Below are 23,578 nucleotides of genomic sequence, written 5' to 3'. Positions count from 1 at the left end.
AAAAAAGTAAAATATGAAGCGCTCGCATATGACTGTGGAGAGTTCATAGATGGGATCCACTGTGCAGACATTACAGGAGCCCCTCATGATCAGTCCTTTAAGACCCTGGTCATGGAAGGGAAAAGCGGCGGCTACTATGTGTTTGTAGTTCCGATCGAGAAAGAGGTGGACCGTAAGGCAGCCGCAAAGTCTGTAGGCGAAAAAACAGTAGATATGATCCATGTAAAGGATCTTACAAAGATCACGGGCTATATCCGCGGAGGCTGCAGCCCTCTTGGAATGAAAAAAAATTATCCGGTGGTGTTTGACCAGTCTGCCGAAAACTTTGATGAGATCTATGTAAGTGGTGGAAGAGTAGGCCTTACCCTGAAGGTACCGCTTAAAGATCTTCTGGATGTAACACAGGGCAAGCTTGCTCCGATCACCATGGAGTAAGCGCATATAAAACAGATAAAAAAACTCCCCTGACTGCCTGTAAAGGCGGAAGCAGGGGAGTTTTTTTGTTACAGAAGCATGGGATTTAGTTATCCTGTGCGTCCTCTTCGTTAACCTGGAATACGTGACGCTTCTTGGCCATTTCGTCGCTGGCAAGATACTCGTCGTAAGTGGTGATCTTGTCTACCAGCTTGCCGTTAGGAAGGATCTCCATGATACGGTTTGCAGTTGTCTGTACAAACTGGTGATCGTGTGAGGTGAAAAGGATCACTCCCGGGAATTTGATCAGTCCGTTGTTCAGCGCTGTGATAGACTCCATATCCAGATGGTTGGTTGGCTCATCCAGGATCAGGATATTGGCACCGGAGATCATCATCTTGGAAAGAAGACAGCGAACTTTTTCACCACCGGAAAGAACACGGACACGTTTTACACCATCCTCACCAGGGAAAAGCATACGGCCAAGGAATCCACGGACGTAGGTTGCGTCCTTGATCTCGGAGTACTGTGTCAGCCAGTCGGTGATAGTAAGGTCGTTATCGAATTCCTGTGTGTTATCCTTCGGGAAATATGCCTGGGAAGTGGTAACGCCCCATTTGTAATTTCCTTCATCCGGCTCCATTTCACCTGTAAGGATCTTGAAGAAGGTTGTGATGGCCTGCTCGTTGGCACCCACAAAGGCAACCTTATCTTCACGACCAAGAGTGAAGGAAATGTTGTCCAGAACCTTTACTCCATCAATGGTCTTGGACAGATTTTCCACCATGAGGACTTCGTTTCCGATCTCACGGTTCGGGCGGAAGTCGATGTATGGATATTTACGGCTGGAAGGACGCATGTCATCCAGCTGGATCTTTTCCAGGGCACGCTTTCTGGAAGTCGCCTGCTTGGATTTGGAAGCATTGGCGCTGAAACGGGAGATGAACTCCTGGAGCTCTTTGATCTTCTCCTCTTTCTTTTTGTTGGCCTCTTTCATCTGCTTGATCAGAAGCTGGCTGGATTCAAACCAGAAGTCGTAGTTTCCAGCATAAAGCTGGATCTTGCCATAATCGATATCAGCAGTATGTGTGCAGACCTTGTTCAGGAAATAACGGTCATGGGATACTACGATAACCGTATTGTCAAAATTGATCAGGAACTCCTCCAGCCATTCGATAGCAGGAAGATCCAGGTGGTTGGTCGGCTCATCAAGAAGAAGGATATCAGGATTTCCGAAAAGAGCCTGTGCAAGAAGAACCTTGACCTTCATACTACCGGTAAGGTCTGCCATCTGTGTATAGTGGAACTCGGTGTCGACGCCGAGACCGTTGAGAAGAGTAGCAGCATCGGACTCTGCTTCCCATCCGTTCATTTCTGCAAACTCACCCTCAAGCTCGCTGGCACGGATGCCGTCCTCATCTGTGAAATCTTCTTTTGCGTAAATGGCTTCTTTCTCTTTCATGATCTGATAGAGTCTTTCATTACCCATGATGACAGTATCCAGAACCGGATAAGCATCATATTTGAAGTGATCCTGCTGCAGGAAAGAAAGTCTCTGACCGGGGGTGATCACAATGTCACCCTTGGTAGGCTCAAGCTGACCGGAAAGGATTTTGAGGAATGTAGATTTTCCTGCGCCGTTGGCGCCGATCAATCCATAACAGTTACCCTCTGTAAATTTGATGTTAACGTCTTCAAACAGCGCTTTTTTTCCAACGCGCAGTGTGATGTTATTTGCTGAAATCATATCATACCTCTTTTTTCATTAAATAAATATCGTTTCAATTACATACGAAAGCATTACAATCGTTTCCTATTGTACCGTAAACTGAAAAATTTGCAAGCTGTATTTTCCTTTTTTCGGCTAAATAAAGGAAAAACAGGGGATTACTATGAATCACAGGAAAATAATAACCTTTTATTATATAAAAAAATGGGTTATACTGTCGTATGTGGTAATGAAGTATTCCGGGGATATGGATATCCGGCTCTCTGGCACATCAGAAACACCCAAGAACGTGGCAGATCGGATGGAATGCGGAAACTATCATAAATCAGCAGCTTAGTTGAACAGAAGAGAGGTTAAAAATGTTTATCACCAGAGAAAGCGATTATGCGATGCGGGTTATCCGCGCATTGATGTGGGAACCGCGTTTGAGCGTCAGCGAGATCTGTGAGAGGGAATCGATCACAGCACCCTTTGCATACAAGATACTGAAGAAGCTTCAGAATGCAGGGCTCGTGGAAGGATACCGCGGAGTTCATGGCGGTTACGCGCTGAAGAGAGATCCGGAAGAACTGTCATTATATGAGATATACAGTGCGATCGATCCGGATATGTCCATCATTGAGTGCCTGAACGGCACATATCAGTGTCCAAGGAACGGACAGGACGGAGTTCCCTGCCATGCACATGATGAGCTTCAGGAGATCCAGGATCAGCTGTGGACAATGCTCCGTCGGAAATCCATGAAGGATCTTTTCGGAAAAGAGGAGAAGTGATTCCCGGATGTGAGTTGGGATAAGCGTATGAGATGATAAGGAGAGCAGTTTGGAGAGGAAAAATTCCGAACAGCTCTTTTTTATTTGTGAAAAAGATAACGGCGTTTGTACAGGATAATATACAAAAAACAATGAAAGAAAATGGACATAACTGGGAATCTATGATATAATAACCAATGGAATTTTAGGCCTTCATAAGCCTAAATAATATATTTTTTAACAAACCTTTAAGGAGGAAAAAACAATGGCAAGAAAGATGAAAACCATGGATGGTAACCATGCAGCCGCTCATGCATCATACGCTTTTTCTGATGTAGCTGCTATTTACCCGATTACCCCTTCATCTGTAATGGCTGAGGCTACAGACGAGTGGGCAACTCAGGGAAGAAAGAACATCTTTGGACAGGAAGTACAGGTTACAGAGATGCAGTCTGAGGCAGGTGCAGCAGGTGCCGTTCACGGTTCTCTGGCAGCAGGTGCCCTGACTACAACCTATACAGCTTCCCAGGGTCTTCTGCTTATGATCCCGAACCTTTACAAGATCGCTGGTGAGCAGCTTCCGGGAGTTATCAACGTATCTGCCCGTGCACTTGCTTCCCACGCACTTTGTATCTTCGGTGACCATTCCGACGTTATGGCCTGTCGTCAGACTGGATGTGCAATGCTTTGTGAGTCTTCTGTACAGGAGGTTATGGACCTTACACCGGTTGCTCATCTTGCAGCAATCAAAGGAAAAGTTCCATTCATCAACTTCTTCGACGGATTCCGTACATCTCATGAGATCCAGAAGATCGAGACATGGGACTATGAAGATCTGAAAGATATGGCAGATATGGACGCAATCGCAGAGTTCCGTAACCGTGCTCTGAACCCGAACCATCCATGTCAGAGAGGTTCCGCTCAGAACCCGGATATCTTCTTCCAGGCAAGAGAGGCATGTAATCCATATTATGACGCTCTTCCGGCAGTTGTTCAGGAGTACATGGACAAAGTTAACGAGAAGATCGGAACAGACTACAAACTGTTCAACTACTACGGAGCTGCTGACGCTGAGCACATCATCGTAGCTATGGGTTCCGTAAACGATACCATCGAGGAGACCATCGATTACCTTATGGCAGCTGGCAAGAAAGTCGGTGTTGTTAAAGTTCGTCTTTACAGACCATTCTGTGCACAGGCTCTTATCGATGCAATCCCGGATACAGTTAAGCAGATCTCTGTTCTTGACAGAACAAAAGAGCCAGGAGCTCTTGGCGAGCCTCTGTATCTTGATGTTGTTGCAGCTCTTCGCGACAGCAAGTTCAGCGATGTTAAGATCTTTACAGGACGTTACGGACTTGGTTCCAAAGATACAACACCTGCACAGATCGTAGCAGTATATGAGAACACTGAGAAAGAGAAATTCACAATCGGTATCGTTGATGATGTTACAAACCTTTCTCTTGAGACAGGCGCACCACTTGTTACAACACCAGAGGGAACAACAAACTGCAAGTTCTGGGGACTTGGAGCTGATGGTACTGTAGGTGCTAACAAGAACTCCATCAAGATCATCGGTGATAACACAGACATGTACGCTCAGGCTTACTTCGATTATGACTCCAAGAAGTCCGGCGGTGTTACAATGTCTCACCTTCGTTTCGGTAAGAAACCGATCAAATCCACATACCTGATCCACAAAGCAAACTTCGTTGCATGTCATAATCCGTCCTATGTTAACAAATATAACATGGTACAGGAGCTTGTTGACGGAGGTACATTCCTTCTGAACTGTGCTTGGGATATGGAAGGACTTGAGAAACATCTTCCAGGACAGGTTAAAGCTTTCATCGCTAACCACAATATCAAATTCTACACCATCGATGGTGTTAAGATTGGTATTGAGACTGGCATGGGACCAACACGTATCAACACAATCCTTCAGTCCGCATTCTTCAAACTTACAGGAATCATTCCTGAGGAGCAGGCTATCGAGCTTATGAAAGCTGCTGCTAAAGCTACTTACGGACGTAAGGGTGATGACGTTGTTAAGAAGAACTGGGCAGCTATCGATGCCGGTGCTAAACAGGTCGTAGAGGTTCAGGTTCCGGAGAGCTGGAAGAATGCTGAGGACGAGGGACTCTTCATGTCTCACGCATCCCACGGTGCTCAGGATGCTCAGGACTTCGTAAACAACATCCAGTGCAAGATCAATGCTCAGGAGGGTAACAGCCTCCCGGTATCTGCATTCAAGGATTATGTAGATGGTACAACACCATCCGGAACAGCTGCATATGAGAAACGTGGTATCGCAGTTAACGTTCCTGTATGGGTTCCGGACAACTGTATCCAGTGTAACCGCTGTGCATATGTCTGCCCGCATGCTGCAATCCGTCCGGTTGCTATGACAGCAGATGAGACAGCTAACGCTCCAGAGGGAATCAAGACACTTCCTCTTACAGGAATGAAAGACTATACATTCACAATGACTGTATCCGCTCTTGACTGTACAGGATGTGGTTCCTGCGCAAATGTCTGCCCAGGAAAGAAAGGCAACAAAGCTCTTGAGATGGCTCCGCTTGAAGCTAACACAGAAGAGCAGAAATTCTTCGATTACGGTGTAACACTTCCTCAGAAGGAAGACGTTATCGCTAAATATAAAGAGACAACTGTAAAAGGCAGCCAGTTCAAACAGCCGCTCCTTGAGTTCTCCGGCGCTTGTGCAGGTTGTGGTGAGACACCATACGCTAAGCTGATCACACAGCTCTTTGGTGACAGAATGTACATTGCAAATGCTACAGGATGTTCCTCTATCTGGGGTAACTCTTCACCATCTACACCATACACAACAAACGCTAAGGGACAGGGACCTGCATGGTCAAACTCTCTGTTCGAGGATAACGCAGAGTTCGGTTATGGTATGCTTCTTGCACAGCGTGCGATCCGTGGCGGTCTGAAAGAGAAGATCGAAGACCTTGTAGCTAACGGAACAAACGAGGATGTTAAGGCAGCTGGTCAGGAATGGCTGGATACTTATGCTGTAGGCGCAACAAATGGTGCAGCTACAGAGAAACTCGTTGCAGCTCTTGAGGCTTGCGGATGTGACAAGGCTAACGAGATCCTTGCACAGAAAGACTTCCTCTCCAAGAAATCCCAGTGGATCTTCGGTGGTGACGGATGGGCTTACGATATCGGATTCGGTGGTGTTGACCACGTTCTTGCAAGCGGACGTGACATCAACGTTATGGTATTCGATACAGAGGTTTACTCCAACACAGGCGGACAGTCTTCCAAATCTACACCGACAGGTGCGATCGCTCAGTTCGCAGCAGGCGGAAAAGAGACTAAGAAGAAAGATATGGCATCTATCGCAATGAGCTATGGCTATGTATATGTAGCACAGATTTCCATGGGTGCTGACTTCAACCAGACTGTAAAAGCAATCGCAGAGGCAGAGGCATATCCGGGACCATCCCTGATCATCGCTTACGCTCCATGTATCAACCATGGTATCAAGAAAGGTATGAGCAAAGCTCAGACAGAGGAAGAGCTGGCAGTTAAGTGCGGATACTGGCACAACTTCAGATTCAACCCGGCTGCTGAGAACAAGTTCAGCCTTGATTCCAAGACACCGGATATGGAGAACTATATGGACTTCCTGAACGGTGAGGTTCGTTACAATTCTCTGCAGCGTCAGAATCCTGAGAAAGCTGCAAGACTGTTTGCTAAGAACGAGTCTGAGGCTCAGGCTAGATATGAGTATCTGCAGAAACTTATCACTCTTTACGGAGCAGATAAGAAAGAAGACTAATTATTGATCAATAGTTACTGTTTATACAGTGTGCTTGCTGATTAAGCATTAGGTGACAGGCCTGCGGTGTTTAGCGCACCGCAGGCCTTTTTTCATATACAGGAGAGATATACATGAAGAGAATTTTTTCGAAGGAGAAATCCCGGAAAGAGAAAAAAGCAGATTTTTATATTCTGTATACGATTGTTTTTGCGGCGATCTCGCTGTTTATTTACAGTTGTTTTTATTTCAATGGAAAATCCCTGATCTGGAGTCATGACGGTGTTCCGCAGCACATCAATGCATTGGCCTATTATGGAAAATATCTGCGGAATGTTCTGCAGACGCTGGTGACGGAGCATAAGCTTTCCCTTCCTATGTGGGATATGCATATCGGATACGGTTCCGATATCCTTACAACACTTCATTATTATGCGATCGGTGATCCGCTGACCTTACTGTCCGTTTTTGTACCGGAAAAAGACACAGAGATCTTATATGAGATTCTGATCTTTCTCCGCATTTATCTGGCGGGTATCACATTCAGCATTTACTGCTTTTACCGCAAGAATCCCAAACAGGCCACATTTCTTGGAAGCCTTGTTTATATTTTTGCAGGATGGACCATTTATGCGTCCATGAAGCACCCATATTTTTCCAATCCCATGATCTATCTGCCGCTGGTCCTTATGGGAATTGAAAAGATTTACAAAAAAGAAAAGCCATACCTTTTTATCTGTGCGACGGCTGTAGCGGCAATGTCTAATTTTTATTTCTTTTATATGATCAGTATTTTTATGGTGCTGTATGCAGCTTTCCGGTATTTTGGAATATTCCGCAAGCGTTCAGTAAAAGATGTATTTCAGTGGTTCCTGAAATTTGCTGGCTTTTATCTGGTCGCACTTATGATCGCTGCACTGATCTTTTTACCTGTGGTCATGACTCTGTTTGGAACAGAGCGCTTTCAGGCGCAGAATTATGTGCCGCTGTTATATGACCGCATTTACTACGAAAAATATCTCGGCTGCCTGATCGGCGAAAATATGATCCAGTGGGGAGTTGCTGGATATTCCGCAGTCGCAATGGCAGGCGTGTTTGTGATCTTTTCCAAAAAGAAAAAATATACGGGACTGAAGCTGGGCTTTGTGCTTCTGAATCTGTTTTTGCTGATCCCCTTTGCAGGTCATGTACTGAATGGATTTTCATACGTGTCCAACCGATGGATCTGGGCGTATGGAATGCTGATCGCATATATCCTGGTACAGGCATATCCGGAACTGTTTACGCTGGGCATCAGGGAGAAACGACGGATATTTGTGATGCTGCTGATATATGGCGTGCTGGCACTGTTTTCAGAATCCGCCCGCACGGAACGCAATATCATGGCACTGATGATGCTGGTCCTGGCTGTGTTTACAGTGGTTTCCTACGGAAACGTATTTACACAGGGAAAATATCTCTGTGGAATGATCGTGGCCGTGCTTGTGACAAGCATCCTTCTGAATGTTTCATATCAGTATTCTTACGAAAAAGATTATCTGTCAGAATTTGAGGAAAAGGATCAGGCGCTGGAGAAGCTTCAGTCCGGACCGGACAAAGCGATCCGGTCAATGGATGATTCAGCGGTTACCAGATATGACCAGTACAAAACGGGCTCTTATGTAAACACTGCCATGTATATGGGAACCAACAGTACTTCCTATTATTTCAGTGTGGCCAATGGAAATATCAGCCGTTTCTTTGATGAGATGTATCTGAATACCCCCTGGGATTATCATTACAGCAGCCTGGACGGACGGAGTATCCTGGATCGTCTTGCCTCGGTGAAATATTTTGCCATCAAAAAAAGCGGATATGGGTATCTGCCATACGGCTATGACAGTGAAGCAGAAGTCACAAAAAAATACAGGATCTACGCAGACGAGGATTCCCTTCCTCTTGGTTATACCTATGATTCCTGGATACCCAGAGAAAAGTATGAAAAGCTTTCTGTGACCGAAAAGCAGCAGGCACTCCTGCAGGGGGCAGTCCTTGAGGACAGCAGTCTTTCTGAGACAGACCTCACCTTTGACGATAAGAAAGCAGATTTTACACTGGAAGCAGGAAAAGGCTGTAAGATAAAAGACGGAAAGATCATTGTGGCCAAAGAAGGAGCAACCGTACAGATCGGATATCAGGGAGAGCCGGAGGCTGAGGTTTATCTTGTGGCAAAAAATCTGGATTTTAATGCCTATTCTCCACGTGCAGTGGTCAGTGATAAAAAATGGGATTCCATGACAGAATATGAGAAGAATACTGTGCGTTATGAAGATAATAACTGGCGCTACTGGAAAGAAAGCAAGGAATCAGCAGTGGATGTTTCGCTGGGCTCCGTAGACAAGACTATCCGGATCTTTACAGATAAATACAACGGCTATAGCGGAAGACATAATTTTCTTCTGAATATGGGATATAAAAACTATTCTGCCGGAACCATGACCCTGACGTTTTCCATGCCGGGAGAATATACCTTTGATGATCTGTATGTGGTATGTCAGCCCATGGCTTCTGTTGAAGAACAGACAGAGGAGCTTGGAAAAGAAAGTCTTCAGAATATCAAAACGGAGACAAATTGCATTCGCGGAGATATCACAACCACTTCCGATAAGATCCTGGTATTTTCCATTCCATACAGCGCAGGCTTTACCGCCTATGTAGATGGAGAAAAAACAGAACTTGTGCAGGCAAACAGTATGTATATGGGACTGGAATTAAAAAAAGGCAGGCATACGATCACGCTCAGATACTGTACACCGTATATTGTGCCCGGAATGATACTGACGGTGCTTGGCCTGATCCTGTTTGCCGGGATCGTAATATCTTACCGGCGCCAGAGAAAACAAAAAGAAAGGGGAAAACAGGAGAAATGAGCCGATTATCGGTAGTTTTGCCTGCCTGTAACGAGGAACCGATGGTGGAGAAAACCTGCCGGACTCTCAGAGAGCTCCTGGGGCAGGCCGGGATCCGTTATGAACTGGTCCTGGTAGATGACGGTTCCTCTGACGGGACCTGGGCAGCCATAGAAAAAGTATCCAGGGAAGATAAAAATGTGACAGGTGTGCATTTTTCCAGAAATTTCGGAAAAGAAGCAGCAATCGTGGCCGGCCTTGCACAGGCATGCGGAGATGCGGTGGCAGTGATGGACTGTGACCTGCAGCATCCGCCGGAAATCCTCTTGGAAATGTACCGGCTCTGGAAGCAGGGCTACGAGGTTGTGGAGGGCATCAAGAAAAACCGGGGAAAAGAAACTCTTTTTCACAGAAAAAGTGCCAGATTTTTCTATCGGATCATGTCCCGTGCCACCGGCTTTGATATGGAAAACGCTTCCGACTTCAAGCTGCTGGACAGGAAAGCGGTGGAGAGTGTTCTCGCCATGCCTGAGCGCAGCATGTTTTTCCGGGCGGCATCATCCTGGATAGGCTTCAAAAGCATCTCCGTACCTTTTGAGGTGCAGGAGCGTGAGGCCGGAGAATCCAAATGGTCTGCAGGAACGCTGATCAGCTATGCGTTTCGGAATATCGTGGCATTTACAACACTTCCGCTGCAGTTTGTAACAGCCGGTGCTGTGGGCTGCTTTGGGTGCTCCCTGCTCCTTCTGGTTTATTCTCTGGTCCGGTATTTTTCCGGGCATGCGGTGGAAGGCTATACCACACTTCTGATCGTGATGCTTTTTATTGGAAGTGCTGTGATGATGAGCCTTGGGATCATCGGATATTATATCGCCAGGATCTATGAGGAAGTAAAACATCGTCCAAGATATATCGTATCAAAGATCATACGAGGAGGAGATACCAATGAAAAAGTGGATCCTTAAATTCTATGAAAATGATGTGATCCGTTATATTTTCTGGGGTGGTTGTACGACTCTCGTAAATCTGTTAAGCTTTTATATCATGAGGGCAATGGGAATCCCGCTGATGAGTGCCAACATCATATCGATCATCCTGGCGATCCTGTTTGCCTATGTTGTGAATTCCAGATTTGTATTTCATGACCACTGTGAAACATGGAGGGATCATATACGGCCCTTTCTGAAATTTATAAGTGCCCGTCTGGTGACCATGGTCATTGAGGTAGGTGGCGTATGGTTTCTGGCGGAGATCCTGGGATTCCGGGATATGTTTGCAAAATTCTGCACACAATTTATCGTGCTGGCGTTGAATTATATCTTTAGTAAATTTATTATTTTTACCACAGGTAAAAGGATTGGAGGTAGCAAATGATGACTTTGGATGAGGCAGTGAAGAAAGTCCGCCCTCTGGATGAAAAGGCTATGGAGGGGGCGAGAAAGAGATGGGACAGTATTGCAAAGCCTCTGCATTCTCTGGGAGAGCTGGAGAATATGCTGACACAGATCGCCGGTATCACAGGTACACCGGAGGTACGTGTGGAGAAAAAAGCAGTGGTTGCCATGTGCGCGGATAACGGAGTTGTAGAAGAGGGTGTGACCCAGACCGGACAGGAAGTGACGGCTGTTGTGGCTGAGAATTTTCTGGAAGGGACTACTACCTGCTGTGTGATGTGCCGTCAGTGTGGAGCAGAGCTTTTTCCTGTAGATGTGGGAATGGTCACAGATACAAAGGTCCGTACAGATCTTAAGGTTGCCTATGGGACCAGAAATATGACCAGAGAGTCGGCAATGACAAGAGATCAGGCGATCCGTGGCATCGAAGCCGGAATTGCCATGGCAGAGGAGCTGAAGGAAAAAGGCTATCAGGTTCTTGCAACCGGCGAGATGGGCATTGGAAATACCACCACCAGCAGTGCGGTAGCAGCTGTGCTTCTCGGAAAACCGGTGGAAGATATGACCGGACGTGGTGCCGGATTGACCAGTGAAGGGCTTGTCCGGAAGATCAATGCGATCAAAAAGGCGATCGCTCTGAATAATCCGGATCGTTCAGATGCCATTGACGTCCTGACAAAGGTAGGTGGACTGGATATTGCAGGAATGGCAGGAGTATTCATTGGAGGAGCAGCACTTGGAATGCCGGTTGTCATGGACGGATTTATTTCCTGCGTATCTGCACTGATCGCAGTAAAGATCTGCCCGCAGGTAAGTGATCATATCATTGCGTCTCATGTATCCAAAGAGCCTGCAGCACAGCTGCTCCTGAAGGAGCTTGGCAAGGAAGCGATCATCCACGCCGGCATGTGCCTGGGCGAGGGAACCGGAGCTGTGGCACTGTTTCCGATGATGGATCTGTCCTGTGCAGTATATAATTCCATGAGTACCTTTGGTGATATCAATGTAGAACAGTACGAGGAGCTGAAATAATATGCTGGTTGTTGTAACAGGAGGCAGCGGAAGCGGAAAATCTGCTTTTGCGGAAGAAACCGTACTTTCCTTTGGCGAAGCCAGAAGGATCTATATCGCCACCATGCAGGCTTTTGACGAAGAAAGCCACAGGCGCATCCGCAGACACCGGCACATGCGTGCAGGAAAAGGCTTCGAGACAATTGAAAGATATACAGAGCTGGATGAGCTGCTCATCCCGAAGGACTGCGTGGTCCTTCTGGAGTGCATGTCCAATCTGGTTGCAAATGAGATGTTCCGGGAAGGCGGCTTCCACCCGGAGGTGGCAGAAAAGATCACAGAAGGAGTGAAAAATCTTCTTTCCCAGGCAAAGCATGTGGTGATCGTCACCAACGAGATCTTTTCAGACGGGATCCTCTACGAGGAAGAATCAGAACAGTACAAAAAAGAGCTGGGACAGATCAACCAGAAGCTGGCAGAGATGGCAGAAGAGGTTGTGGAAGTCGTATACGGGATCCCTATATGGCATAAAGGAGGAAAGGAAGCATGAAAAGCTTATGGAACAGTTTTAAGGCAGCCTTTGCCATGTTTTCAAAGATTCCTATGCCCATGGTGGACTGGAAGAAGGAAAACATAAAATATATGATGTGCTTTTTCCCCTTTGTGGGTACTGCCATCGGCATCCTGACCTGGCTTGCAGGAGGGGGCCTCGGTGTACACGTAGCTCTGGAGCCATTTTTTCTCGCTGTGATCCTTACTGTGATCCCGGTATTTATTACCGGCGGCATTCATGTAGACGGGCTTTTGGACACGTCAGATGCATTAAGCTCCTGGCAGGAACGCACAAGGAGGCTGGAGATCCTAAAGGATTCCCATGCAGGTGCATTTGCCATTATCACAGCCTGTGTATATTTTATCCTCTGGCTGGGAGCCTGGGATCAGCTCCTTGGAAATTATAACGGGATCTGTATCATGAGCCTGGGCTTTATGATGTCCAGATGTCTTTCCGGGATCGGTGTGATCACATTTCCCAAGGCAAGGACAGACGGGACTGTGGCAGAATTTTCCAGAAATGCGTCAGAGATCGCAGTGCGAAATGTTCTTATCACGATGTTTGTGATCCTTGCAGCGCTGATGATATGGGTAGATCCGGTCCTGGGTGTTCTGGCAGCTGTCAGCGCACTTCTGGTATTTTGGTGGTATCACTATATGGCTTTGAAATATTTTGGAGGGACCACAGGTGATCTTTCCGGATTTTTCCTTTGCATCTGCGAGGTTGTGATGGCACTGGTGCTTGCTCTTGGTGGCACGTTTAATCTGTAATGAAGATTTGGATGAGGTAAAAAAGATATGGAAATGATAATCGGAGGCGCATATCAGGGAAAAGCTGCCTATGCAAAAGCACAGTTCCCGGATGTGGACTGGAAATTCGGAGGAGAGATCACAGAAGAGGAGCTTTTGAAGGCAGCGGGTGTTCTGGGATTTCAGGAATACATAAGAAAAGCTCTGAAGGCAGGAGAAGATCTCACCGGCCTGGCAGAAAAGCTGGCACAGCAGGATCCGGATGTGATCCTTGTCAGTGAGGAGGTAGGCTACGGGATCGTTCCGGCGGATGCTTTTGAACGGCAGTACCGAGAAGCTGTTGGCCGGGTGTGCACTGCACTGGCTGCAAAAAGCAGCAGGGTCACAAGAGTGGTATGCGGGATCGGGACGGTGCTGAAGGATGATTAGATTATATCTTATACGACACGGACAGACACCCGGAAATAAGCTTCAGCGTTATATCGGAACAACGGATGAACCGCTGAGCACGGAGGGAAAGGAATTTCTGGAAAAGCTGACCTATCCCATGCCGGAGGCCCTTTATGTAAGTCCGCTCTGCCGCTGTGTGGAAACTGCGGGAATCCTTTTTCCGGGAAAAAGCTTTCATATCATCGAAGAGCTTTCCGAGTGTGATTTTGGAGAGTTTGAGAATAAAAATTATAAAGAGCTTTCCGGAAATCAGGATTATCAGAGGTGGATTGATAGCAATGGAACGCTTCCTTTTCCGGGAGGAGAAAGTCGAGAAGCGTTTAAGTACCGGAGCCTTACAGGATTTCAGAAGGCTGTCACACAGTGTATCCGTAACAACATAAAGACAGCGGCTCTTGTGATACATGGCGGTACGATCATGAACATTATGGAAGAATATGCGGACAGACCCAGGGCTTTTTATGAATGGCATGTAAAAAACGGCGGCGGTTATCTGGCAGAGCTGGAGCCTGCGCTGTGGCAGAAGGGACGGAGAGAGCTCTGTGTCCGTGAAGCATATATGGAGGGTTAAGTTATGAATGAGCAGAAGATCAGTTGGAAACGCAGCGACTTGAAATGGCGTGGAAAACAGGCATTCAAAAAAAATTACTGGTCAGCAGTGCTGGTAAGTCTGGTGCTGGCTATTGTGACGGCAACCGGCGGAAGCGGTGCGGCCACTGGCAGTGCCGGAAATGTGGTAAGTCCGGACTACGGTGTTACAACGTATCGTTTGGGTACGGATATCAATGGTGTTACTTCTTATGTCAGCCATGTATTTCGCTCCCCACTGGCAGTGCTTTTTGCACTTTTGAGTGCCAGTGCCGTGGTAGCTGTGGCTCTGATCGGAATCCTTTTTCATTTCTTTGTGGGAAATGTTTTGGAGGTAGGCGGAAGAGATTTTTACATTGAGAACCTTTATTCTGTACCCGGGCCCGGAAAGCTCCTCAGTGTATTTCGTTCCGGGAATTACGGTAATATCGTAAAAACCATGTTTTTACGGGACCTGTATCTTGTATTGTGGACGCTGCTTTTTATTATTCCCGGAGTGGTAAAATCCTACGAATATAAGATGATCCCTTATCTTCTTGCGGAATATCCGGATATGAGCACAAAGGAAGTGTTTGCAAAAAGCCGTGAGATGATGAACGGACAGAAGATGGATACCTTTATCCTGGATCTTTCCTTTATTCCCTGGTCTGTCCTTTCGGCAATTACGGCCGGGATCGCGGGACTCTTTTATGTATCCCCGTATAAGGATGCAACCTATGCGGAGCTTTATGATACTCTTGCGGCAGGAATGCCGGGAAACGAACAGCAGGTGTATGAAGATGAAAATAGCGGCATATACGGATAAAATGATCCTTGTGAGAGGTGGCGGAGATCTGGCCACAGGAGTGATTCACAAGCTTCATCAGAGTGGCTATCAGGTCCTGATCCTGGAATGTGACCGTCCAAGTGCCATCCGCCGTCATGTGGCCTTCTGTGAAGCTGTTTATGACGGAACTGCAGAGGTAGAAGGCGTTGTGTGCAGGAGGATCACGGAGAACGATATCCGGACCCAGTGTAGGAAATGCTGGGCACAGGGAGAGATCCCCCTTCTGACAGATACCCATGGAAAATATATCCGCGAATTGGAGCCGGAGGCAGTGATCGATGCCATCCTTGCCAAAAAGAATCTTGGGACCAGCAGGGATATGGCACCACTGACTGTGGGACTTGGCCCGGGCTTTACCGCAGGGGAGGATGTGGATTACGTGATCGAGACCATGCGCGGCCATAACCTGGGAAGGATCATAAAAAAAGGCATTGCCCTGCCGAATACCGGAGTGCCGGGACTGATCGCAGGAATCGGAAAGGAACGTGTGATCCATTCACCGGCAGCCGGTAACATGAAAAACATCTGTCAGATCGCAGATCTTGTTGAAAAAGACCAGGTGATCGCCATGGTAGGTGATACGCCGGTGAAGGCTACCATTTCCGGCGTGATCCGGGGACTGATCCGGGACGGCTACCCTGTTTTTGAGGGAATGAAGATCGCGGACATCGACCCAAGGGCAGAACAGAAGAAAAACTGTTTTACGATCTCAGACAAGGCGAGGTGTATCGCAGGGGGAGTACTGGAGGTGCTGCTTTCCTGCGGAGTGCTTCCGGGAACAGAGAAATCTGTGAGGAATGAGAATCTGTGACCGATACAGAGCCTGGTGTCCCTGAAAGAAGTTAGAAGATAAATGGAGTGTGTCATGAAGAAAAATGAAAAAGCGCTTACTGTGGCATTCACAGGAGGCGGCGGAAAAACCAGTCTGATCCTTGGACTGGCAGAAATATTTTCCGGACAGGGAAAACGTGTGATCGTGACCACAACCACGCATATGGCATGGGAACCGGAACGTCCTTTTGCGGAGGCAGAGGACATTCCGGGAGCATGCCGGCTTATAGAACAATACGGATACGTCATCGCGGCTCATCACAAGGCCGGGCAGCCAAAGATTTCCGGCCCCGAAAAGGAGATCCTGGAAAAGCTGCCCGGCTTTTGTGATCTTCTTCTTGTGGAAGCTGACGGATCCAGGCGCCGACCCCTTAAAGTGCCGGCTGTTCATGAGCCGGTGATCCCTTCTTTTGCAGATATGGTAGTAGGAGTGATCGGTTTTGACTGCATCGGCAAAAGGATCTGTGATACGGCACACCGTCCGGATGATGTGGCGGGATTTCTGGGAAAGCGTACAGATGAGCCTGTGACATGGATGGATGTGTGGAAGATCATCCGGTCTGAAGACGGATTGCAAAAAGGCGTGGACGGGCGAAGATTTCTTGCGTATCTGAACAAGGCAGATACTCTGGAGGATCCTTGTGTGGCGGAGAAGCTTATGGCACAAGGTCAGGAGTCTGGGATCATGATGATCTGCGGAAGCCTGCAGAGAAGTGTAAACAGCTAGTACAGCGAAAATTAAGTTTCTGCTATATTGACGCAGGATGATTTCTTCATCTGCAAGGCGGAGGAATGAGGCGTAGCGGTGGCTACGACGATTGACGACAACGCAGCAGATGAAAAATCAGGCAAGTCAATATGGCGGTTACTTAATATTCGCTGTACTAGAATCGAAAGGAAGTGGAGCGGTGATATGAAACTGGGACTGATCATGCTGGCAGCAGGAAACAGCCGGCGGTTTGGAAGCAATAAGCTGCTGTACGGGATAGACGGAATGCCGATGTACAGGCATATTCTCCTGGAACTGAAAAAAGTGAAAGCAGCACTGGAGGAACAGGGGCACAGGTGTGAGATCACAGTTGTCACACAGTATGAGGAGATTGCGCAGGAAGCAGAGAAGCTCGGCGTGCGGTTTCTTTATAATCTGCATCCGGATGAGGGAATATCTTCCTCACTGAAGATCGGGCTGCGGGTCAACCGGGAGATGGATGCTTGTTTGTTTACGGTGGCAGATCAGCCGTGGTTGCGGTGGGAGACGGTTTTTGGACTGGTGGATGTGTTTTTGAGAGATGGGAAGGGGATCGCCTGTGTGGAGTATGATGGGAAGACGGGGAATCCCTGTGTTTTTTCGAAGAGGTATTATGGGGAGCTGATGAAGCTTTCCGGTGATGTCGGGGGGAAGAGGGTGGTTGTGGCACATCGGGGGGATGTGGCTGTGATGAAGGTTGAGGATGGAAGGGAGATGGTGGATGTGGATTTTGCGGACGGACGCCGGTGAGGTACCGTCTGGTTTGGGCTGGGGCTTCGTCGGGGGCTGGCTTCTAAGGCGCTGGAAATCTGCTAAAACCGCTGAAAAAAATCCAGAACTCGCTCCTGCGTCGCTCAAACAGCTGGATTTTTTCCAGCAACGCAGATTCCCACCGCCTAAGAAGCGCACCCCTCCTGCAGAGCCAGCCCAAACCAGACGGTACCTCGCCGGCTGACGTGCGAAAGGGGAGATAGGCTAGAGTGAAAGTGTGAAGTTTGTAGAAGCAGAGCATCGATGATGAAAGCACCGGCTGATGTGTGAAAGCACCGTGTCTGAGGCAATTTTCACTTATACAAAAGCCAGCAGGGAACCGCCCTGGCGTAGTGGGATGTTCTGCAGGAGTCCTGCTGATTCTTAGGTGGTGTGGTTTCTGCGTTATTCCAAAAAGTTCTGCTGTCTGAGCGGCTTGACGCGAGTTCAGAACTTTTTGGAATGGTTTTAGCAGAAGCCGCAGCACCTTAGAAGCCAGCGGACGACGAAGCCCTTCCCGCTACGCCAGGGCGGTTCCCTGCGTACGTTCGTTATAATTTATAATTATAAGGTAGACAAATCTCAAATAAAATGATTCTTAGCCGCTTCTTCCTCAGCCAGACGAACCGTCTCACCGGAAGGATTGGAGATCACTGCTGAAGCTACGATCTCACAAGGCGGGTTTCCCTTTACACTGTCAATGGCAGCTGTAACGGCAGAAACATCACCGGTCAGAAAAACAGTGGCATGTCCACCACACTTTGTCTGCCAGGTAAGAAAAGAAACATCAGAAGTCTTCAGCATCTGGTCGATCACCAGGATTGCATTACTGCTGCCAACAACCTCAACTAAACCAAAAGCACCATAATTCATAAATCCGTCGCCCCCTTTATTTATTGATCGTCATCTTCAGTGCGATCTCAGTATCCTCAGAAGGAGAAGCGATCACAGTATGAGAAACAACCTTACCAAGAGGTTTGGCTGCCTCCAGCGCAACCTCCATAGCTGCATTAACGTCAGAAACAGAACCACGCATCTTGACACAGGCGCCACTCTTCAGACGGTTACGCTCAACACTTTGGATCCTGACATTGGCTGCTTTGGAAGCAGCATCAAGAGCAACAAAACAGGCAACCAGGTTATCCAGCTCAAAAACACCTACAGCCATGCCCTTATAATTATTATCCATAAAAATACCTCCATGCGGAACAGATTCCAGTAATGTGGTTTCTTGACCGGTTTTACGTGGAATCATTACCGTTTTTATGGATTTATTATAACTTTTTTAGACAAAAATAGCAAGAAATAAATACACAGATAACAAAGTATTACTGAGAACGGAGTGAACAGTAGCTCACGAAGAGAACAGCAACGCAAAGTTTACTTTGGACGCCGGATATAGTATATTAATTAAATAAGAAATAGCAGGAAGGTGTAAAGAAATGCAGATACATCAGACAGACTTTTCAACAGGAAATGTCTATCGTAACATTATGGAAGTGGCTGTGCCGATGATCATTGCACAGATCCTAAACCTCCTTTACAACATTGTAGACCGGATCTATATCGGAAGGATTCCTGAGATCGGAGCCACTGCACTGACAGGAGTGGGACTGTGTTTTCCTATTATCACCCTGATCACCGCATTTACCTATCTTTTTGGAAATGGAGGAGCACCGCTTTGCTCCATGGAACGGGGAAGAGGAAACCGGGAAGAAGCAGAAATGCTCATGGGAAACACCTTTGTGATGCTGATCGGCACAGGAGTGATCCTGACAGCCATTGGCCTTATCTTTTACAGACCGATCCTATATGCCTTTGGCGCCAGTGATGTAACCTTTTCCTATGCGTTAGACTACATAAGGATCTATCTTCTGGGAACCCTGTTTGTGATGATCACTCTGGGAATGAACCCGTTTATCAACAGCCAGGGCTTTGGAAACACAGGGATGCTCACGATACTGATCGGTGCTGTACTGAACATTCTTCTGGATCCCCTGTTTATCTTTGGGATGCACATGGGAGTCCGGGGAGCGGCTTTGGCGACTATCATTTCCCAGTTCTGTTCCGCCATCTGGGTCTTACGCTTCCTTACAGGAAAAAAGGCGATCCTGAACCTGAAAAAAAGCGCCATGAGGATCTCCTGGAAAAGAGTGGGCAGTATCGTAAGCCTGGGTATGTCCGGTTTTTTTATGGCATTTACAAACAGTCTTGTGCAGGTGGTATGCAATGCCACACTCCAGACCTGGGGTGGTGATATCTACGTTGGTGTCATGACAGTTTTAAATTCTGTCCGTGACATTTTCACCATGCCGGTCCATGGGCTTACTACAGGTGCTTCTCCGGTCATGAGCTTCAATTATGGAGAAAAAGCATACGACAGAGTCAAAAAAGCAATTAAATTTATTACAGCTGTCTGTGTGATCTATACCCTGGCAGGCTGGGGAATCCTGAAGCTGCTTCCGGAATTTTTCATCCGGATCTTTAACAGCGATCCCGGGCTTCTGGAAAAGGGAGTTCCTGCCCTTCATATTTACTTTTTCGGCTTCTGCTTTATGGCATTGCAGTTTACCGGACAAAGCGTGTTCGTGGCACTGGGAAAGGCAAAAAAGGCCACCTTTTTTTCTCTGCTCCGAAAGGTAGTGATCGTAGTACCGCTGACGCTCCTGCTGCCTTCTGTGAATGGCCTGGGAACAGACGGCGTGTTCTGGGCGGAACCGGTTTCCAACCTTGTAGGCGGCTGTGCATGCTTTTTCACCATGCTGGCGACGGTACTGCCGGAGCTGAACAAACGTAAGGCATAAGACGGGCCGGATAAAGGTTTGCGGGAAATTTTGATATGTGTTAGAATGGACAGGATGATTTTTCTGCAAACTAAGCAGAAATCTTAAGAAGGGCCGGCGTATGGCCGGGCAGGAATGAGAGGAAAACATAATGGCTTTATTTCAGGCATTTCGGGCAGTAAGACCTGCTTCGGAAAAAGCAGAAAAGGTGGCTGCACTTCCCTATGACGTAGTCAGCAGAGAAGAAGCGAGAGAGATCGGGGAAAAAAATCCGGAATCTTTTCTCCATATAGACCGTGCGGAGATGGATCTGGACCCGGAAACTGATCTTTATGATCCGAAGGTTTATCAGAAGGCAAGGGAAAATCTGGATCGTTTCCAGAAAGAAGGGATCCTGATCCAGGATGAGAAACCGAACTATTATCTGTATGAACTGATCCGTAAGGGAAGATCCCAGACCGGGATCGTAGGTGTCAGTTCCATTGATGATTACATGAATGGTGTGATCAAAAAGCATGAGCTTACAAGAGAGGATAAGGAGCAGGATCGCATCCGTCATGTGGATGTCTGTGATGCCAACACAGGCCCTATTTTTCTGGCGTGCAGATATCCGGCAGAGCTTCTTACTCTTATGGAAGAATGGAAAAATGCACATGTTCCTGTGTATGATTTTACTTCCGATGACGAGATCACACATCGTGTATGGGTCGTAGATGAGGAAGAAAAGATCCGGACTATACATAGTCTTTTTGGCGGAATCTCCTCTATCTATATTGCTGATGGTCACCACAGAGCAGCCTCCGCAGTAAAGGTTGGACAGAAGAGAAGAGCGGAGCATCCGGACTACACCGGAAAAGAAGAATTTAACTTTTTCCTGTCAGTGGTATTTCCGTATGACCAGCTGACCATCCTTCCGTATCACAGGATCGTAAAGGATATCAAGGGTATGGAACCCAAAGCCTTTATCGGAAGCATGAAGTTTAATTTTGAGCTGATGGCAATGCCGGGATTTCCATGTAAACCGGTGGAGAAACACTGCTTCGGGCTGTATGTAGACGGAGAATGGTTCCATCTGAAGGCATATCCGGATATCTATGCGGGTAAAGACAGCGTAGGTCAGCTGGATGTGTCTATTCTTCAGGATAAGGTCCTGGGTCCGGTTCTGGGGATCAGTGACCCGCGTACCGATGAGAGGATCCGCTTTATGGGAGGAAACCACAGACTGAAGGATCTGGCAGCAGCTGCAGATGAGACAGGAGGAGCTGCCTTTGCCATGTATCCTACATCCATGGAGGAGCTGATGACGATCGCAGACGAGGGTAAGCTTATGCCGCCAAAGAGCACCTGGTTTGAACCGAAGCTCCGCAGTGGTCTTTTTATCCATAAGCTTTCAGACTGATGCCGGAGGCTTTATAGATTTTTAATAAAATGGTCAGGAAAATCTTAGGAAATCACTACAGATTGCTCACATTTGTCCGGTAAGATACAAGTATATGCTGAGCAAACGCGAAAGAGGGGTTTTCATGACAAACGAACAGTATTACGATTGCATCCAGCCATATCAGAACGCATGTCAGATCATGCGCGCCAAGCTTGAGGTGCTCAACGGAAGCCTGTATCAGAAGTCTTCCGTATCTCCGATCCACAATATCCAGGAACGGATCAAATCCAAGAAGAGCATCGAAAAGAAGCTGGAGAAGCTGGGACATTCGGACAGTGTGCAGAACGCCAAGGATCATCTCCGGGATATCGCTGGGATCCGTGTGATCTGCTACTTTATTGATGATATATACAATCTTGTAAATGCGCTGAAGCGGCAGAGTGAACTGATCTTTATCAGGGAAAAGGATTACATACAGAATCCCAAGCCTAACGGATACCGCAGCTTTCACGTGATCATTGCAGTTCCGGTGTATTATCTGGATACCATGGAGTATTTTCCGGTGGAGATCCAGCTGAGGACGATGACCATGGATCTCTGGGCAAGCATGGAGCACCGTGTCTGTTACAAGAAGCTTCCGGAACACAGGGATGAGCTGGCGGAGGCCTTCTGTCAGTATGCAGATATCCTTGGAAAGATCGAGGAACAGTTTGAAGCCTACAATGAAACAGGAATGCTGGAGGAGATCACACCTGCCCAGATTACTGAGAATCCGACGGAGGGATAGGAATGGAGATCGAAGAGGAATTTATATCCGGTTTCTGCCGTACCATGAACGGGGGCGAAACCGTCTGCTGTGAGTATACACGGCAGGAGGACAGCAGCAGGAAGCTGACCTTTATGGACTGCGCGCATGAAAGATGTGTAAACACAGGCGCCTGTGAGATCTTCAAACAGGCCCATGAGCTGGAGCAGAAATAAAAGATCAAAGAAAAGAAAACAGCGAAAAAGCAATAATGATAAAACAGCAATTATAAAAAATCACAGAATACAGGAGGAGTGAGTATGAAGCACACAGTAGATGCAATGGGGAAACAGTGTCCGATCCCGGTTGTAATGACCAAGAAGATCCTTGACAAGGCAGAGCAGGGAGACGAGATCTTGATCCTGGTAGACAACGAAACAGCAGTAAACAATTTGAGCAGACTTGCCGGAAGTACCGGATGCAGTTTCGTATCCAGAAAAACAGAAGGTGGTTACGAGATCAATATGACAGTAAAATCTGATCCTGCTGCAAGAAGCCAGGCAGAGCCTGAGATCGTCTGCACACCGGCTGTTCCGCAGGGAGATTATACCGTTGCCATCACTTCCGATAAGATGGGAGATGGAGATCCGGAGCTTGGCGGGATCCTGATCAAGGGATTTGTGTATGCGCTGACACAGCTGGAGACACCGCCGTCAGTTATGCTGTTTTATAATGGCGGAGCCAGACTTACTGCACAGGATTCACCATGTATCGAAGACCTTAAGACCTTACAGGAGCAGGGAACCGAGATTCTGACCTGCGGAACCTGCGTGAACTTCTACGGACTGAAGGAACCGGCAGTGGGAACCGTAACAAATATGTATACCATAGCGGAAAAGCTCACAAAAGCAGGAAAAGTGATCCGCCCGTAAACAGAAAAACATATAGAAACAACAAAAGCATATAGAAACTTACAGAAGCAGACAGAAACAAATAGAAATATACAGAAATGCCGCAGAGCCATTTTGAAGCCTGCGGCATTTCTGACATCCAGTTGGTATCTGGTTGATATCCGGTTATGAGCAAGCAACGAAGCGGATCGGGAATATCCGCCTGACTTAGCTCCGAACTTACAATTCCACATCAAGCTGCTGCTGCCACTCAAAATGTGATTAAACATACTCACATCGAGATAA

General features: G+C 47.3%; 23 protein-coding genes. 20 read left to right on the top strand and 3 right to left on the bottom strand.

What is annotated here, in order from left to right; all coding sequences use genetic code 11:
- The coding region (locus tag GPK58_RS11875; RefSeq protein WP_215638695.1) for an aminoacyl-tRNA deacylase at positions 1-435 on the top strand (435 nt) is incomplete at its 5' end.
- Between the two features lie 85 nt (positions 436-520).
- Here GPK58_RS11875 and GPK58_RS11870 read toward each other — a convergent pair.
- Positions 521-2,161, bottom strand: coding sequence for an ABC-F family ATP-binding cassette domain-containing protein (locus tag GPK58_RS11870; protein WP_021650411.1), 1,641 nt, complete (start codon positions 2,159-2,161; stop codon positions 521-523).
- 341 nt (positions 2,162-2,502) lie between these two features.
- On the opposite strand from GPK58_RS11870, the gene GPK58_RS11865 reads away from it, so the two are divergent.
- The 14 genes from GPK58_RS11865 (at position 2,503) to GPK58_RS11800 (ending at position 17,473) form a co-directional block, all read left to right on the top strand.
- Positions 2,503-2,916, top strand: a complete 414-nt coding sequence (locus GPK58_RS11865; protein WP_015524747.1) for an RrF2 family transcriptional regulator — start codon at positions 2,503-2,505, stop codon at positions 2,914-2,916.
- Positions 2,917-3,160: 244 nt separating this feature from the next.
- Complete coding sequence (gene nifJ / locus GPK58_RS11860; RefSeq protein WP_110102189.1) at positions 3,161-6,706, top strand: pyruvate:ferredoxin (flavodoxin) oxidoreductase; 3,546 nt, start codon at positions 3,161-3,163, stop codon at positions 6,704-6,706.
- Positions 6,707-6,819: 113 nt separating this feature from the next.
- Complete coding sequence (locus GPK58_RS11855) at positions 6,820-9,594, top strand: YfhO family protein (RefSeq protein WP_215638694.1); 2,775 nt, start codon at positions 6,820-6,822, stop codon at positions 9,592-9,594.
- Positions 9,591-10,538, top strand: a complete 948-nt coding sequence (locus GPK58_RS11850) for a glycosyltransferase family 2 protein (RefSeq protein ID WP_215638693.1) — start codon at positions 9,591-9,593, stop codon at positions 10,536-10,538. The genes GPK58_RS11855 and GPK58_RS11850 overlap by 4 nt, the downstream gene beginning before the upstream one ends.
- Positions 10,519-10,947, top strand: a complete 429-nt coding sequence (locus GPK58_RS11845) for a GtrA family protein (RefSeq protein WP_215638692.1) — start codon at positions 10,519-10,521, stop codon at positions 10,945-10,947. The genes GPK58_RS11850 and GPK58_RS11845 overlap by 20 nt, the downstream gene beginning before the upstream one ends.
- Complete coding sequence (gene cobT / locus GPK58_RS11840; RefSeq protein ID WP_215638696.1) at positions 10,947-11,999, top strand: nicotinate-nucleotide--dimethylbenzimidazole phosphoribosyltransferase; 1,053 nt, start codon at positions 10,947-10,949, stop codon at positions 11,997-11,999. The genes GPK58_RS11845 and cobT overlap by 1 nt, the downstream gene beginning before the upstream one ends.
- Position 12,000: 1 nt before the next feature.
- Positions 12,001-12,528 (top strand): bifunctional adenosylcobinamide kinase/adenosylcobinamide-phosphate guanylyltransferase, encoded by a 528-nt coding sequence (locus GPK58_RS11835; RefSeq protein ID WP_215638691.1) that lies wholly within the window; start codon positions 12,001-12,003, stop codon positions 12,526-12,528.
- Complete coding sequence (locus GPK58_RS11830) at positions 12,525-13,301, top strand: adenosylcobinamide-GDP ribazoletransferase (protein WP_215638690.1); 777 nt, start codon at positions 12,525-12,527, stop codon at positions 13,299-13,301. Before GPK58_RS11835 ends, GPK58_RS11830 begins: the two co-directional genes overlap by 4 nt.
- Before the next feature lie 27 nt (positions 13,302-13,328).
- Positions 13,329-13,709, top strand: a complete 381-nt coding sequence (locus GPK58_RS11825) for a bifunctional adenosylcobinamide kinase/adenosylcobinamide-phosphate guanylyltransferase (RefSeq protein WP_021650419.1) — start codon at positions 13,329-13,331, stop codon at positions 13,707-13,709.
- Positions 13,702-14,301: a histidine phosphatase family protein gene (locus GPK58_RS11820; RefSeq protein WP_147603031.1), complete on the top strand. Its 600-nt coding sequence runs from the start codon at positions 13,702-13,704 to the stop codon at positions 14,299-14,301. The genes GPK58_RS11825 and GPK58_RS11820 overlap by 8 nt, the downstream gene beginning before the upstream one ends.
- A gap of 3 nt (positions 14,302-14,304) precedes the next feature.
- Entirely contained in the window at positions 14,305-15,123 is an 819-nt protein-coding gene (locus tag GPK58_RS11815) for a DUF975 family protein (protein ID WP_215638689.1), read from the top strand.
- Positions 15,098-15,955 (top strand): selenium-dependent molybdenum cofactor biosynthesis protein YqeB, encoded by an 858-nt coding sequence (gene yqeB, locus GPK58_RS11810; RefSeq protein WP_118752972.1) that lies wholly within the window; start codon positions 15,098-15,100, stop codon positions 15,953-15,955. Before GPK58_RS11815 ends, yqeB begins: the two co-directional genes overlap by 26 nt.
- Positions 15,956-16,009: 54 nt before the next feature.
- Positions 16,010-16,702, top strand: a complete 693-nt coding sequence (gene yqeC, locus GPK58_RS11805) for a selenium cofactor biosynthesis protein YqeC (protein ID WP_173760888.1) — start codon at positions 16,010-16,012, stop codon at positions 16,700-16,702.
- 78 nt (positions 16,703-16,780) lie between these two features.
- On the top strand, positions 16,781-17,473 hold the full coding sequence (locus tag GPK58_RS11800) for a nucleotidyltransferase family protein (protein WP_215638688.1): 693 nt from the start codon (positions 16,781-16,783) through the stop codon (positions 17,471-17,473).
- A 582-nt stretch (positions 17,474-18,055) separates the two neighbouring features.
- Here the strand turns inward: GPK58_RS11800 and GPK58_RS11795 are convergent.
- Both GPK58_RS11795 and GPK58_RS11790 read right to left on the bottom strand, forming a co-directional pair.
- Positions 18,056-18,346: a BMC domain-containing protein gene (locus tag GPK58_RS11795; RefSeq protein ID WP_118608796.1), complete on the bottom strand. Its 291-nt coding sequence runs from the start codon at positions 18,344-18,346 to the stop codon at positions 18,056-18,058.
- 16 nt (positions 18,347-18,362) lie between these two features.
- Positions 18,363-18,662 (bottom strand): BMC domain-containing protein, encoded by a 300-nt coding sequence (locus GPK58_RS11790; RefSeq protein ID WP_015524766.1) that lies wholly within the window; start codon positions 18,660-18,662, stop codon positions 18,363-18,365.
- 253 nt (positions 18,663-18,915) lie between these two features.
- On the opposite strand from GPK58_RS11790, the gene GPK58_RS11785 reads away from it, so the two are divergent.
- From GPK58_RS11785 to yedF, 5 genes are all read left to right on the top strand, one after another.
- Entirely contained in the window at positions 18,916-20,277 is a 1,362-nt protein-coding gene (locus GPK58_RS11785) for an MATE family efflux transporter (RefSeq protein WP_215638687.1), read from the top strand.
- 130 nt (positions 20,278-20,407) lie between these two features.
- On the top strand, positions 20,408-21,655 hold the full coding sequence (locus GPK58_RS11780) for a DUF1015 domain-containing protein (RefSeq protein WP_059085609.1): 1,248 nt from the start codon (positions 20,408-20,410) through the stop codon (positions 21,653-21,655).
- Between the two features lie 124 nt (positions 21,656-21,779).
- The gene (locus GPK58_RS11775) at positions 21,780-22,424 is read left to right on the top strand and encodes a GTP pyrophosphokinase (protein ID WP_015524770.1); all 645 of its coding nucleotides are present in this window, start codon (positions 21,780-21,782) and stop codon (positions 22,422-22,424) included.
- A 2-nt stretch (positions 22,425-22,426) separates the two neighbouring features.
- Positions 22,427-22,618 carry a hypothetical protein gene (locus tag GPK58_RS11770; protein ID WP_015524771.1) on the top strand — a complete coding sequence of 64 codons (192 nt, stop codon included), beginning with the start codon at positions 22,427-22,429 and terminating at the stop codon, positions 22,616-22,618.
- 84 nt (positions 22,619-22,702) lie between these two features.
- Complete coding sequence (gene yedF / locus GPK58_RS11765; RefSeq protein WP_015524772.1) at positions 22,703-23,314, top strand: sulfurtransferase-like selenium metabolism protein YedF; 612 nt, start codon at positions 22,703-22,705, stop codon at positions 23,312-23,314.
- The last annotated feature ends 264 nt before the right edge of the window (positions 23,315-23,578 follow it).

It is taken from the genome of Blautia sp. MCC270 (assembly GCF_018785605.1).
Taxonomy (GTDB): Bacteria; Bacillota; Clostridia; order Lachnospirales; family Lachnospiraceae; genus Blautia_A; species Blautia_A fusiformis.
The sequence above is the reverse complement of the archived record's forward strand: the minus strand, read 5'-3'. Positions and strand labels throughout refer to the sequence as shown.

Bases quoted from the DNA above. Each gene is read 5' to 3' on its own strand.
- GPK58_RS11870 (WP_021650411.1), bottom strand. From the start codon at position 2,161: ATGATTTCAGCAAATAACATCACACTGCGCGTTGGAAAAAAAGCGCTG.
- GPK58_RS11865 (WP_015524747.1), top strand. From the start codon at position 2,503: ATGTTTATCACCAGAGAAAGCGATTATGCGATGCGGGTTATCCGCGCA.
- nifJ (WP_110102189.1), top strand. From the start codon at position 3,161: ATGGCAAGAAAGATGAAAACCATGGATGGTAACCATGCAGCCGCTCAT.
- GPK58_RS11855 (WP_215638694.1), top strand. From the start codon at position 6,820: ATGAAGAGAATTTTTTCGAAGGAGAAATCCCGGAAAGAGAAAAAAGCA.
- GPK58_RS11850 (WP_215638693.1), top strand. From the start codon at position 9,591: ATGAGCCGATTATCGGTAGTTTTGCCTGCCTGTAACGAGGAACCGATG.
- GPK58_RS11845 (WP_215638692.1), top strand. From the start codon at position 10,519: ATGAAAAAGTGGATCCTTAAATTCTATGAAAATGATGTGATCCGTTAT.
- cobT (WP_215638696.1), top strand. From the start codon at position 10,947: ATGACTTTGGATGAGGCAGTGAAGAAAGTCCGCCCTCTGGATGAAAAG.
- GPK58_RS11835 (WP_215638691.1), top strand. From the start codon at position 12,001: ATGCTGGTTGTTGTAACAGGAGGCAGCGGAAGCGGAAAATCTGCTTTT.
- GPK58_RS11830 (WP_215638690.1), top strand. From the start codon at position 12,525: ATGAAAAGCTTATGGAACAGTTTTAAGGCAGCCTTTGCCATGTTTTCA.
- GPK58_RS11825 (WP_021650419.1), top strand. From the start codon at position 13,329: ATGGAAATGATAATCGGAGGCGCATATCAGGGAAAAGCTGCCTATGCA.
- GPK58_RS11820 (WP_147603031.1), top strand. From the start codon at position 13,702: ATGATTAGATTATATCTTATACGACACGGACAGACACCCGGAAATAAG.
- GPK58_RS11815 (WP_215638689.1), top strand. From the start codon at position 14,305: ATGAATGAGCAGAAGATCAGTTGGAAACGCAGCGACTTGAAATGGCGT.
- yqeB (WP_118752972.1), top strand. From the start codon at position 15,098: ATGAAAATAGCGGCATATACGGATAAAATGATCCTTGTGAGAGGTGGC.
- yqeC (WP_173760888.1), top strand. From the start codon at position 16,010: ATGAAGAAAAATGAAAAAGCGCTTACTGTGGCATTCACAGGAGGCGGC.
- GPK58_RS11795 (WP_118608796.1), bottom strand. From the start codon at position 18,346: ATGAATTATGGTGCTTTTGGTTTAGTTGAGGTTGTTGGCAGCAGTAAT.
- GPK58_RS11790 (WP_015524766.1), bottom strand. From the start codon at position 18,662: ATGGATAATAATTATAAGGGCATGGCTGTAGGTGTTTTTGAGCTGGAT.
- GPK58_RS11785 (WP_215638687.1), top strand. From the start codon at position 18,916: ATGCAGATACATCAGACAGACTTTTCAACAGGAAATGTCTATCGTAAC.
- GPK58_RS11780 (WP_059085609.1), top strand. From the start codon at position 20,408: ATGGCTTTATTTCAGGCATTTCGGGCAGTAAGACCTGCTTCGGAAAAA.
- GPK58_RS11775 (WP_015524770.1), top strand. From the start codon at position 21,780: ATGACAAACGAACAGTATTACGATTGCATCCAGCCATATCAGAACGCA.
- GPK58_RS11770 (WP_015524771.1), top strand. From the start codon at position 22,427: ATGGAGATCGAAGAGGAATTTATATCCGGTTTCTGCCGTACCATGAAC.
- yedF (WP_015524772.1), top strand. From the start codon at position 22,703: ATGAAGCACACAGTAGATGCAATGGGGAAACAGTGTCCGATCCCGGTT.